This window comes from Chryseobacterium indologenes (assembly GCF_001295265.1).
GTDB classification, from domain to species: Bacteria; Bacteroidota; Bacteroidia; order Flavobacteriales; family Weeksellaceae; genus Chryseobacterium; species Chryseobacterium indologenes_A.
Genome location: NZ_LJOD01000025.1, coordinates 18,400 through 30,544, shown reverse-complemented (window position 1 = coordinate 30,544; position 12,145 = coordinate 18,400). Strand labels below are relative to the sequence as shown.

The following is a 12,145-nucleotide window of genomic DNA, read 5'->3' as shown; positions in this document are numbered from 1 at the left end:
AGAGTTGGCAGAGTGGTCGATTGCGGCAGTCTTGAAAACTGTTGACTGTAACAGGTCCGGGGGTTCGAATCCCTCACTCTCCGCAAGATGCGAAAACATAAGTTTTCAAAAGGCATCAAAAAATATTTAAATCCTGCAAAATCAACGATTTGCAGGATTTTTTTGTTTATGGCAACTGTCATAATTTTCAAAAAAACTCATAAAGTTTGTGGCAGATTCGTGGCAATATTCAAAAATCCAAAAAATTGCCACAGAATAACATGTAACTATTTGAAAGCAAACGCGTAGCAAACCCAAACATCTTGATTCAAAGCACTTTTAGTTTGACATTTATAACCCTTAAAATGTTGAATTATGTTAGAACAAAGTTATGGGCTCACCTTCCTCCTAAAGAGCTCAAATGTAAAGGACAAGTCGATCCGCCATGTTTATCTGCGGATTACAGTAGATGGCATTCCCAAAGAAACTTCCACAAAGAGAAAATGGGAGGTAAACAGATGGGACCAGAAGGAAGGTAAAGCGACAGGAACAAAAGAAGACACCAAGGCCCTGAATTTTTTTCTGGAATCACTGACCACCAAGATCAATAACCACAAGACAGAATTATTAAATAATGGCATCCCTATTTCTGCTGTGGATCTAATCAATTTTGTAAACGGAAAATACAGACACCGCAATAAGGTACTTGAAGAGTTTCAGGAGCATAACGATGAAATAGAGGCACTGATCCCTACAAAGGAATACTCCAAAGGTACCCATGATCGCTATGTTACCGCTCGTTCGCATGTACAGGAGTTTATCCAATATAAATATGGCAAGGATGATCTTGAATTCAGTGCCCTGAACTATGAGTTCGTAAAGGATTATGATATGTATCTTAAAACCGTTCGAAAATGCTCCAATAATACTTCTCTGAAGTATATCAGCAATTTCAAAAAAATTGTTTTGAGAGCAGTTGCCAAGGAGGTTATTCCCAAAAATCCTTTCAAGCTTTTTGTCAGCAAGAAAACCGAGATAAAAAAGAAACCCCTGACAAAATCCGAACTTAAAAGAATTGAAGGTTTTTAGTTCCGAACGCCTTAGTGTGATCCGTGACGTTTTCGTCTTTCAGTGCTACATCGGGCTCTCTTATATTGATGCTTACCAACTGAAATGGAGTAACATCAAAGAAGCTGATGATGGTAGTCTATGGATCATGTCAAACAGACAGAAGTCAAAATCGGACACAGATATTTCCCTATTGCCCAAAGCACTCGAAATTATGGATAAATATAAACATCATCCTTTGTGCTTAAAGAGAGGAACGGTTCTTCCCGTACGCTCAAATCAGAAAATGAATGAGTATCTGAAAGAAACTGCAGATCTCTGCGAAGTACGTACAAAACTTAATACCCATAAGGCAAGAAGAACTTTCGCCAGTACTATCCACTGACAAGCCTTATGGGACATTCTATGGCTGACATAGAGTATCACTTTGGTACTTATCGCCTTACTGGAGATGTCGCAGGAGGATTTGACACCTATGCTGCATTAGGAGGGATAGCGCTTTCTGGACAACAGGCTTACGATGCTTTGCAGGAAATAATGAATCCGACTTATGATTTTTCTCAGTTTAATTTTTCAGATATTAAAATAGCTATTGGACCGGGAGATGGTACTTTAAATAGCGTTTTAGCTAGATCTGCTACTAAAGGTGGAGCTGCAGTTTCCAGAGGTGGGGCAATTGGAATTGCATGGTATGTTGTGAATGAATTATTTGTTTCAGCACATGTACCTGACCATTCAAATTGGTCATGCGATATACAGCCTTAAAGCCATTAATCCTCGAAGATGTAAAAGTAGAATATAAAGTTCGAGAAAAAAACACAAAAGATGGCTCCTATACTATTATATTTGGTAATGATCATAAATATCATGGTAAGGGTTCATTGGAAAGAATGTTCACATCAGCAATATTAAAAATGACACAATATAGTACTACAATAAAATCATTTGATTGGTCACCCTCGTCATCTTCTAGGGAAGCTTTTAAAGCAGAATATAGAAGAATGCAGACCGACAGAGTGCTCCTGATTATCCTCAAGGTTACGCCAATCCGATTAACTTTAACATAATACAATCACCAGGATATAAATATATATTACAAGATGGATACTAACATTTATTTCATGCCTGAAAATAAAGGTATATTAATTACAAGCAATTTCTCTGAGATTCAAAAATGGATGGATTTAGGAATAAATCCTAAGGTTGAATATATTCCAGTAACTATTTCAAGTTTTAGAAATTACGAAGTAAAAAGCTTAGGTTTTGATAAGGTGGAGAATGAATATTTTCAATCTATAAAAGATCTTTTTCCAGGTCTCAAATTTGAAACTGTTTCATTTCATGAGTCTAGTATAGATTTATCCAATGTACTGATAGATGTTAAGCATCTTCTTATAGGGGAAAAATCTAAGTTTAATATATCCAAAAATAATTTCAAAGGACTTGAAGAAATAACTTTTTTATCAATTAAAAGTTTTAAAGGAAAAGTCATCACCCAACTTGATACTGTTCAGAAAGCGGTTTTATGGGATAGTACTAAAACATCATCGTTACCTGAGATGTTTCCAAACCTTATAGAGTTAGTAATCAATAAAGGTGCTTTAACAGAGGTTGATCTTAGGAATAATAAACATCTTGAGAAATTAGAGGTTCATTATTGTACTAAACTAGAAAGGATTTTATTACCAGATAAACATAAGCTTAATGAGGTATTTATAGATAACTGTAAAAATTTAGATGTTAATAATTTGCCATCAGCTGTAACGAGAGTTTGGCCCCCAAGAAAAGAAACGATAAAAAAGAAGCATTCTGACATAAACTTAAAATCAACGGAAAATCAACATATTGACAGTTTGATTAGTAATCTTAAAAAGAATATGGAAGATTACATGCATGAAAATGATCCAGCTTATGCACAAAATGATATTGATGAATGCATTTTAATAATATCTGATTATTTAGATGGCATATTTGATACAACATCTAGAGAGAATGCTATGGAAATTGTTAAAAAGACCGTATTGAAGTTAAACGTTTTAAATCAAAAATGTCATTATTCCTTGATTGAAACAAACGAGAGGGAACAAATAGCGGAAATAATAATTCTAGCTGGAAATGAAATGGGATATAATGCGATTGATGAAGACATTACAGAAGAATGGAGAGAATGGTGATTTTAACATTCAATCTTGATTTCTGATCTGAAAAATAAAGAAGGCAGTCCATTTTGGACTGTCTTCTCTGTTTCCGGTCAACAAATTTCATAACCACCTTATCATAGATTCTATATTAAGAAAGGCACTGTTATTTAACGATCAAGTGTCAATGCAGGAAGTGTCAAAATATATTGCATTTCATGTAAAAAAGTAACTGGAGAATTTCGGATCCAGACAGTATGATAAAACAGATTCTGGTACGGATGACTGTATTAAAAACGGAATTTACAATGCTTTGTTCACCCTGGCAAATTCGACTGTTGATACCGAATGTTTTAAGATATATCAGAAAAAGTTGGCAGAAATTCCGGAGAACTGGGGTAATCCGAGGTTTGACAAATATTTAAGGGAGCATTATATGGATATGTGTTCCGGTCAGGTAAAGTTATTTTTCAACAACAAAGAGACCGGTAGGTGTATAATGGGCGTCAGGTGATGTACCGAAATATTCGGGACTGTTCCACAAAGCGTGTAAATAAAAAATACGGAGTTCAGTTATGTTACTTATAACTGGACTCTTTTTTCAAATAAAGTTAAGAACTGATTTAGGATAATGCCCCAATTCTGGATAGGCATCGTCCACTTTTTAGAGATTTCTCTCAAAGCCCAGTACGGGATCATCGCTGGGAAATGACAGTTTATTCTTTGTGTATTTACGGATCTTCCCATTCATATTTTCGATGATACTAGTCGTATAGGTAATTCGTAGGATCTCAAGTGGAAAGTCGTAAAAGACGGTCAGTTCGTCCCAGTTCGCCCGCCATGATCTTATGGCGTAGGGATATTTGGATTCCCATCTATCGACAAAACCTACCAGTGCGGCCTGTGCTGTTTATTGGGAGTATCATAGATAGGCTTCATATCCGCTTTAAACGCCTTTTTATCCTTCCATACAACATATCTGCAGGCATTTCGGATCTGATGGACAACATTAGGTACTGCATTCAGGGAATACACTCCGTGTGGTAGCGGAGAAACCGTTGAGATTATCGGTCGCTGTAATCAGCATATCCTCTACGCCCCGGGACTTCAGGTCTGTCAGGATTCCCATCCAAAATGCAAAGTCCTTTTAAACTACTCATTTTTATAACTTACACACTTTATGTGACGGTGTCTTTTTAAATTTGGAATTAGTGCCGAATTGGGCTTTTTTTGATCTGAAACAGAATTTCATCAGCAATTACTTTACCTGCTTTTGGGGTCCAGTGGCTGTCGTCATAATAGTAAATATCCTTTACACCATTGCTTATTTGCTCTGTTAACTTTGTTTTACTCTCTATGAATATATAATTTTTCTGCTGCTTCTGCATAAGAGAAAAAAAGACAGGCTTGGTCAAATCATTTTTATCCTTGATATAGTTGTAATACATTCCGTATTTATCAGGAGCAACCAAAACAATAAGTTTGATATTTTTTTTGCTCAATTTGTCATTGAGTAAATTTAGAGCATGGTTGAGATACTGTATATTCCCTTCATTATTATTTGCTGTTAAAGTAATATAATCGTCATCATAAAATAAAAGATGATCACTTCCATTCGAAAATAATCCATCACTTATCATAGGGAAACAATATACGTTTTTGATATGTTTTTTCCCGAGTAAAAAAGTTGTTGCATTGAATAAAAATGAGAGAGACTGATTTGAAAAGAAAGTATGGGTAGGAGCATTGTGTTCTCCTGTTGCTTTTTTATTAGTGCTTTCAGGATCAGCTTTTACATTCAATTCTTTCTTTATTTCTTTGAAAGTTGTTTTTTCCACAAGAGCATCGGGAGAAACCCTGTCTACAATTTCTCTTTCTACACTTTGCAGAACTACATATTCCACTTTATATTCATCAAAAAAACCATCATCAACAAGTTCTGACAATGTTTGAAATGGATTTTTTGAAATATGTCTGTCAATATGTAAAGTTGGAAGCTGTTGAGCAATATAATTGTTATAGCCTAGAGGTCCAAATTCCGAAAATGAATCACCAATAGTCAACACTTTATATGATTTATTGCTTGGATTCTCAGAGAGCATTACATATTTTTTGGGTGGCTCAGGTATCTCTGCCCTTAAATTCTCTTTATAGTTAGGATATAGATCTGGAATATAGGCCATTCTTAATAGATCCCCTTTATGTAGAGGATAAAATATGACTGAAATAAAAAATATTATGAAATACGGGAGTACAAACTTTGTGGTACTATAAATCAGTTTTTTCATATTTTAAAATTCAAAGTAAATAAACTGCTGCTCTTTTCCAGCAAAACAAAAAATGGAGATGGCAATAATGTGATAGAAAATATACCGGTAACCTGGTTTCCAGTTACGCCCCAATCCCTTAATGGCAAAATTTTCTTCACGCCCAATCCATTCTATCCACATAAAAAATAGTATGAGTAGAATAATCTTACCTGCAGAAATGGTAGGTACTTTAAAAAGAGTGACTGAAAACATCTGTTGTAAATACGAAAATGCAGCTGATACACTTTCAGCTCTAAAGAATATCCATGCAAGAACTGATAAGGCAAATGTGGCAGACATCTGAATAAATTCTTTTAAGCTGGGTAATTTTTTACCTTTAGCGACTATATCCAGATTCTTCCGGTTGGAATTTGTTAACAGAAGAGGAAGGAAATAAATGGCATTTAGACCACCCCAAACAATAAAAGTCCAGTTTGCACCATGCCAAAAGCCGCTTAAAAGAAATATGATGAAGGTATTACGTATTTTCATACCAATTCCTTGTTTACTTCCACCTAAAGGAATATATACATAATCCTTAAACCAAGAAGACAATGAAATGTGCCATCTTCTCCAGAACTCAGCAATATCCCTTGAAAAATATGGGTATGAGAAATTTTTCAGGAGTTCAATGCCAAATAATCTTGCTGTCCCTAAGGCAATATCCGAATATCCTGAAAAATCGCAATAGATCTGCAGCGCAAATAGTACCGCTGCCACAGCCAGATCACTTCCGGTATGTGCCTGTGGCGCATTAAATACTTCATTCACTAGTAGGGCGCAGTTATCTGCAATGACGATTTTTTAAAAAGACCCCATAGTATCTGTTTTAAACCGTCAACACTTTGTTCATAATTGAAAGCCCGTGCTTTTTTTAATTGTGGGAGAAGATGTGTAGCCCTTTCAATGGGGCCGGCAACTAATAATGGGAAAAAGCTTACAAAAAGAGCATAATTAGCAAAGTTTCTTTCGGGAGCTATTCTTCCTTTATACACATCGATAACATAGGATACTCCGTGAAATGTATAAAATGATATTCCGACGGGTAAGATCACATTTATTGTCAAAGGATGTACTTTAAACCCGAAGCCTGCCAGCATCTGAACAAAACTTTCGGTAAAAAAGTTATAATATTTAAAAACTCCCAAAAGTCCTACGTTGATAATGATACTTATCCAGAGCCATAATTTTTTACGGTTTGTTTGATGAATCTTGATTCCAGAAAGGAAATCCAATAATGTCGAGAATAAGAGCAGGAATAAAAAACGCCAGTCCCAGCAAGAATAAAAAAAATAACTTGAGACTAACAACAGGCTGTTTTGCGCAGAAAGTTTTTTAGGGGACAAATACCAATACAGGAGATATACAATGGGTAAAAATATTGCAAAGGCAAACGAGTTAAATAGCATTCTTTAATAATATGTAGATTACTTAAAATAAAAATTAATTGTTCTGTATTTTTTAAAGTAATTAAAGTTCAAATTTATAATAAAATTTTCCAAAAGCAAAGCATGATATTTTTTATAAATTAATTAAGTGCTTTTAAGAAGCATGGAACATTTAGTGGAAATAGAATATAGTAAGTAGTTATTTTTCAATAATTGGACAGAACCACTAATTACGATAGCTTTATTTTTATTGTAGAAATATTACAGTTCAGTTTTTACTCCAAGTTAAGCATATCCTTTTACAATAATTAGAAATGTAAATGATGTTTGTGTTATTTTACGGATTATTAAATAATACGACAAATTTTGCTGTTAATGGCATATAACTTTTCTTGAGAATCAATCTTAATAATATAAAATAATAATTGAGGTGGATATAGGGAAATCGATGTATATAAAATATAGTAAAAACCCCTATGTTTTTATATATTCAAAGTATTATATACTTTGATAGTTTCGGCCGACCTTTCCAGACCGTCAGCATAAAATCTAGTCCTACAGGTAAAGATATGGTACAGCATATTCCGTATAACACTAATGGGAAAAATACAGATAATTGGCTTCCTGTACCGATGACTACTTCTAATGGAGCAGTACATGATATTGAGACTGTAAAAAATAATGCGATTACGGTTTATGGAGACAGTCGTCCGTTTTCTCAGATTGTCCTGGATAACTCCCCTTTGGACCGGGTCCTCAAACAGATCTCTCCGGGGCAGGATAGGCAAACACACCCTTCTAATTAATATCAATGGAGAGGTGAAAAAATATACAGTGGTTTCTACTTGGGTCGAAGGAAGGACAGAGTCTGCTTTGTCGCTTTCAGGGACTTATTCTGCAAGTACATTGTCAAAGAGCTTGGTAACCGATGAAGATGGAAAAGTATCGGCAGAATACAAAAATAAGCAAGGACAGCTTATCATGGCCAGAAAAGGAGAAGGAACGGTAGATGCAGTGGATACATATTACGTTTATAATGAATATGGCCATTTGGTTTACGTAATACCCCCTCTAGCTTCAGTATCAGGGTCGGTGTCGCCAGATACCTTGGAAAAACTTTGTTATCAGTATCGATATGATGGCCTAAACAGAATGGTTGAGAAGAAGCTGCCGGGAAAAGGATGGGAATATACTGTTTTTGATAACAAAAATAGACCCATTCTTTATCAGGATGAAGTGCTTGGGACCACGAACAATAACTTCGAAACAAAAGGTTGGATATTTACTAAATATGATGTTCACGGAAGAATTGTGTATAAAGGTTTTTTTGCGAATGGTGAAACACGAAATGCTATACAGACAACTCTAGACAACATGGCTGCTAACGCGGATATTAACGAAATGAGAAGTACCATACCTTTGACCTTGAATGGAATGGATATTTATTATACTAAGAATATCTATCCTACTTCTGGTCTCACAATTCTTACTGTTAATTATTATGACACTTATCCTCCGCTACCTTCAGAAGTAAGTATTCCCAATTATATTATTTCACAGGATCAGCGAGTTCTTAAAGACACACAAGGGATAGCTTTGAACACAAAAGGTCTGGCCACAGCTACATATCTAAAAAATATTGAAGATAATGGATGGACAAGGAATTATCTCTTCTACGATAGTAAAGGTAGACCTGTCGGAACCCATTCTATTAACCATTTGGGAGGTTATACGAAAAATGAATCACTTCTAGATTTTGCAGGAATAGTAAAACAAACAATTACAAGGCATAAAAGATTAAATAGTGATACAGAAAGAGTAACCAATCAAACTTTTATCCATGATAGCCAAAATAGACTTTTGGTTAAAAAGCATCAGGTTGGTAGTAATCCAGAAGAAATTCTTGTTCGGAACGAGTATAATGATCTTGCGCAATTAACGAAAAGGAATGTGGGTGGTACAGATATAAATCAGCCCCTTCAAACGATTGATTATACGTACAATGTACGCGGAGCATTAGTTAAGGTTAATGACCCCTCAAATCTTGGAAGTGATTTATTTGGTTATGAGCTGAAATACAGTAATCCTGCTAATTTGGCTGGAAAATACAATGGAAATATCACTGAAATCGACTGGAAGTCTTCTGTAGATGGTGTTTTAAGAAGATATACCTATCAGTATGATAATTTGGGAAGATTATCGGCTGGTCTTTATTCAGAACCAGCTTCCTCCATTCCTCAAAATAATTTTTATAGCGAATATATGAGCTATGATGCTAATGGAAATATTAAAACTTTGCAGAGAAATTCTAAAAATTTTGCAGGATTAGCGGAGCGTGTAGATAACCTGTCTTATGATTATTTAGGAAACAGACTTGTATGGGTAATCGGTCAGGAGAAGAATTATAGTGGCTATCCAGGAGGAATTGGAAATACAATAACATATGATTTGAATGGTAATATGAAAGATCAGCTGGACAAAGGAATCTTAGACATTGATTACAACTTCATGAATCTTCCCTCTTATATCGAATTCGACCAGACCTACATACCACGGGTTCCCAATGCTAACAATAATGTTAATACACGATATGTTTATCGATCAGATGGCACGAAAGTTAAAAAAACTTATACATATGGTTATGGGAAAAATCCGGTAGAAACACAAAAGATTACAGAATATTTTGACGGTTTTCAATATGAGGTTACTTCTTCTGACGATAGACCACAACAAATCTTGAAAATTTGTTCCAACTTCTGAAGGTTATTATAATTTTGAAAATAATAAGTATATTTACAATTACTCGGACCAACAGGGAAACATACGCTTAAGTTATTTCCATAACGGAAGCAGCATAGAAGCTCTTGAAGAAAATAATTATTATCCTTTCGGACTAAAGCATGAAGGCTACGGTCTTCAAAACTGGGAACCTCCTTATAAATATCAATTTAACGGCAAAGAATTTCAGGAAGAAACAGGATGAAGTGATTTTGGTGCTAGATTATATATGCCAGAATTAGGCAGATGGGGTGTAGCAGATCCTCTGGCCGAGCAGATGAGACGACATAGCTTATATAATTATGCTTTTAATAACCCTATTAATTTTACGGATCCAGATGGAAGAGTACCAGCTTATTTAGCAGATTTCTACGGAAGAAATTCAGCGTTTAACTGGGAATTTGACCCCATTGACAAGTCTTATGGGGCATTCTATGTCCGAACTAGAGTACCATTTTGGGACCTATCATCTTACAGGCGATGTTGCTGGTGGGTTTGATACCTATGCTGCATTAGGGGGGATAGCGCTTTCAGGACAACAAGCATACGATGTCTTGCAAGGAATTATAAATCCTGAATATGATTTTTCACAATTTGATTTCGCTTCACTAAGTGGAGGATCTGGTCCAAAACATCCATTTACTACGAATGAAATAAACTTCTTGCTTACGGCAGGATTATTTACTGCGGTTACCGCTAAGGTGCTAGCTGGGAGTTTAGCAGTTGGAACATCGGCTGGAACAATTTCTACTGCTGCGGCAGGAAGTGCTGGATTTTCATGGTCCACAGTTTTATCCAGAACTTTTTCTTTAGGATTGTTATTATCTTTAAAGGGAGACACAGCACCAAGCAGAAAATCTTTTGTTTATGCTATTATGGGAGCGGACGATATTGCAAAGTTCAGAGTTACAAGAGCAAAAGACCCTAATGGCAGGCCTAAATAGAACATATGCGGAACGTGGACCTCATAGCTGGATGTATTTACATGAAGGCGTAACAGAACAAGAAGCATTTTTATATGAAAAGTATTATGTTTGGCAGTATGTGGAAAATAAAGGTTTTATGCCGTATGCACAATCATATCCGCATGCGGATGCATTGACAAGATTTTTATAAGAACTTAAAATGAAAAATATCTGGTTCACTATCTATGTAGCATCAAAAGATGTAGAAAAATTTAATGGCCTAGCAAATTACAGAACATTATTAGAATTTTTGTTGATATCTGCTGTTCAGGACAAATTGGACAGGACTAAAAAAGTAAATAAGATCATGTTTTGCTTAATTCCTGATTTAGAGGAAGACTCAATAGATAATTTTATTAAAAACTATTTTAATGGAAGGAAACCCGCACTTGGTATTATTAACCTCGAAGCTTCTACAAAGGGAATTGATTGGAACGATCTTTCGGACAAGAAAAAGAAAGCATTATTGATTGACAAATGGAAAGTGCTTTTTAGTAATCTATCCGATGATTATTTTTTAATCGATAAATCTGAAGTACTACAATCACTTGAAGCGCTTAAAACAATAGAATGGACATTATCAAGTTCTATTTTTAAGAAAAAGCTGAGATATAAAAAAGAAATTTATGAAATAATTATGAATTTATCAGTGGAGAAAGCAACATTGACAATGGTGAGGCTATCTGATCAAAAATCCTTCAAGCTAAAAGAATATGATACTTGGAAGATTATGACAGAAGCTAACTTTAAAAATTTCAATATTTTAGAGGGCGACATTTTGAGATTAGAAAATAGTAGCATTTTTGGATCACCACAATTCTTTGATCTAAAGGATTTAGTACAATAACAAAGTAAATGAATTAAATTATGAGAAAAATCCTTTTTACATTTATTGTATTAAGTATACTACAATCTTGCAATAGAAAGGAAAAGCCATTGAAATACGTTGAAATAAAAAAAGAATATGGGGCTAATAAAGCACAACAAATAATGGCCGAAAAGTTTTATTATAGTGTAATTGATGAATTTGCTCCATTTGGCAATGATATGGGTAACGATACGTTTTACCTATATAGTGATTGGATACAGGAAAACAGCGATAAGAATGCACTTCTTTTTTTGCAAGAAAATTTAAAAGATTTGGGTAATGCATATGCTTCTTTTGATTTGAGAACTGACGCAAAGAATAGAAATTATCTTATTCAAGAGGTTAGCAGATTGCCGGATCAATACGTAGCTTTAAATAGAATAGATAGTATTATAATCGCGTTAGCTTTTACTCAACTTTTTTTAGAAGGAAAGATTGATAAAGGTATTAACATCCTTGCACAGATTGCAATTGACAGGGAGCTTGCTTTCGTAGAGTTTTGGAAAGAAGATGGAAAGGAAAGGTCGGATAAATTGAATATTATGCTTTCTGATCTGAAAAAAACAGAGGGAACAAGTAGCAGGGATAATAATTCTAGCACGAAATGAAATATTAAACGATTGATGAAAACATCACAGAAGAAGGGAGATAA

11 protein-coding genes, 1 tRNA gene and 3 pseudogenes are annotated in these 12,145 nt (G+C 34.8%); 12 read left to right on the top strand and 3 right to left on the bottom strand.

The features are described 5' to 3' along the window. From AOB46_RS21900 to AOB46_RS21875, 5 genes are all read left to right on the top strand, one after another. Positions 1-83: transfer RNA gene (locus AOB46_RS21900), tRNA-Ser, on the top strand. Positions 84-354: 271 nt separating this feature from the next. Then, complete coding sequence (locus AOB46_RS21895) at positions 355-1,068, top strand: phage integrase SAM-like domain and Arm DNA-binding domain-containing protein (RefSeq protein WP_062703423.1); 714 nt, start codon at positions 355-357, stop codon at positions 1,066-1,068. Further along, entirely contained in the window at positions 1,055-1,432 is a 378-nt protein-coding gene (locus tag AOB46_RS23900; protein ID WP_241489270.1) for a site-specific integrase, read from the top strand. Before AOB46_RS21895 ends, AOB46_RS23900 begins: the two co-directional genes overlap by 14 nt. 20 nt (positions 1,433-1,452) lie before the next feature. Continuing rightward, positions 1,453-1,812 carry a hypothetical protein gene (locus tag AOB46_RS21885; RefSeq protein WP_131724439.1) on the top strand — a complete coding sequence of 120 codons (360 nt, stop codon included), beginning with the start codon at positions 1,453-1,455 and terminating at the stop codon, positions 1,810-1,812. 335 nt (positions 1,813-2,147) lie between these two features. Beyond that, positions 2,148-3,221 carry a hypothetical protein gene (locus AOB46_RS21875; protein ID WP_062703415.1) on the top strand — a complete coding sequence of 358 codons (1,074 nt, stop codon included), beginning with the start codon at positions 2,148-2,150 and terminating at the stop codon, positions 3,219-3,221. A gap of 628 nt (positions 3,222-3,849) precedes the next feature. Here the strand turns inward: AOB46_RS21875 and AOB46_RS23025 are convergent. The 3 genes and pseudogenes from AOB46_RS23025 to AOB46_RS21865 all read right to left on the bottom strand — a co-directional run bounded on the left by AOB46_RS23025 (position 3,850) and on the right by AOB46_RS21865 (position 6,903). Next, a pseudogene (locus tag AOB46_RS23025) lies at positions 3,850-4,272 on the bottom strand (transposase). Positions 4,273-4,393: 121 nt separating this feature from the next. Next, positions 4,394-5,473, bottom strand: coding sequence for an alginate O-acetyltransferase AlgX-related protein (locus AOB46_RS21870; protein WP_082377364.1), 1,080 nt, complete (start codon positions 5,471-5,473; stop codon positions 4,394-4,396). Positions 5,474-5,476: 3 nt separating this feature from the next. Beyond that, positions 5,477-6,903 (bottom strand): annotated as a pseudogene (locus AOB46_RS21865) (MBOAT family O-acyltransferase). A 455-nt stretch (positions 6,904-7,358) separates the two neighbouring features. Here AOB46_RS21865 and AOB46_RS21860 point away from each other — a divergent pair. The 7 genes and pseudogenes from AOB46_RS21860 (at position 7,359) to AOB46_RS21835 (ending at position 12,101) form a co-directional block, all read left to right on the top strand. After that, entirely contained in the window at positions 7,359-7,688 is a 330-nt protein-coding gene (locus AOB46_RS21860) for a DUF6443 domain-containing protein (RefSeq protein WP_241489269.1), read from the top strand. A 13-nt stretch (positions 7,689-7,701) separates the two neighbouring features. Further along, complete coding sequence (locus tag AOB46_RS21855) at positions 7,702-9,642, top strand: hypothetical protein (RefSeq protein ID WP_131724438.1); 1,941 nt, start codon at positions 7,702-7,704, stop codon at positions 9,640-9,642. 241 nt (positions 9,643-9,883) lie between these two features. After that, positions 9,884-10,159, top strand: a pseudogene (locus AOB46_RS24135) (RHS repeat-associated core domain-containing protein); the annotation flags it as partial. After that, positions 10,095-10,604: a hypothetical protein gene (locus AOB46_RS23245; RefSeq protein WP_185113899.1), complete on the top strand. Its 510-nt coding sequence runs from the start codon at positions 10,095-10,097 to the stop codon at positions 10,602-10,604. The pseudogene AOB46_RS24135 and the gene AOB46_RS23245, both read left to right, overlap by 65 nt. Further along, complete coding sequence (locus AOB46_RS21845; protein ID WP_062703405.1) at positions 10,588-10,776, top strand: hypothetical protein; 189 nt, start codon at positions 10,588-10,590, stop codon at positions 10,774-10,776. Before AOB46_RS23245 ends, AOB46_RS21845 begins: the two co-directional genes overlap by 17 nt. A gap of 9 nt (positions 10,777-10,785) precedes the next feature. After that, the gene (locus AOB46_RS21840) at positions 10,786-11,472 is read left to right on the top strand and encodes a hypothetical protein (protein WP_062703403.1); all 687 of its coding nucleotides are present in this window, start codon (positions 10,786-10,788) and stop codon (positions 11,470-11,472) included. Between the two features lie 20 nt (positions 11,473-11,492). After that, positions 11,493-12,101: a hypothetical protein gene (locus tag AOB46_RS21835; protein ID WP_062703401.1), complete on the top strand. Its 609-nt coding sequence runs from the start codon at positions 11,493-11,495 to the stop codon at positions 12,099-12,101. The last annotated feature ends 44 nt before the right edge of the window (positions 12,102-12,145 follow it).

Excerpts from the sequence above, each read along its gene's own strand:
- AOB46_RS21895 (WP_062703423.1), top strand. The coding sequence starts at position 355 with ATGTTAGAACAAAGTTATGGGCTCACCTTCCTCCTAAAGAGCTCAAAT.
- AOB46_RS21885 (WP_131724439.1), top strand. The coding sequence starts at position 1,453 with ATGGCTGACATAGAGTATCACTTTGGTACTTATCGCCTTACTGGAGAT.
- AOB46_RS21875 (WP_062703415.1), top strand. The coding sequence starts at position 2,148 with ATGGATACTAACATTTATTTCATGCCTGAAAATAAAGGTATATTAATT.
- AOB46_RS21870 (WP_082377364.1), bottom strand. The coding sequence starts at position 5,473 with ATGAAAAAACTGATTTATAGTACCACAAAGTTTGTACTCCCGTATTTC.
- AOB46_RS21860 (WP_241489269.1), top strand. The coding sequence starts at position 7,359 with ATGTTTTTATATATTCAAAGTATTATATACTTTGATAGTTTCGGCCGA.
- AOB46_RS23245 (WP_185113899.1), top strand. The coding sequence starts at position 10,095 with ATGTCCGAACTAGAGTACCATTTTGGGACCTATCATCTTACAGGCGAT.
- AOB46_RS21845 (WP_062703405.1), top strand. The coding sequence starts at position 10,588 with ATGGCAGGCCTAAATAGAACATATGCGGAACGTGGACCTCATAGCTGG.
- AOB46_RS21840 (WP_062703403.1), top strand. The coding sequence starts at position 10,786 with ATGAAAAATATCTGGTTCACTATCTATGTAGCATCAAAAGATGTAGAA.
- AOB46_RS21835 (WP_062703401.1), top strand. The coding sequence starts at position 11,493 with ATGAGAAAAATCCTTTTTACATTTATTGTATTAAGTATACTACAATCT.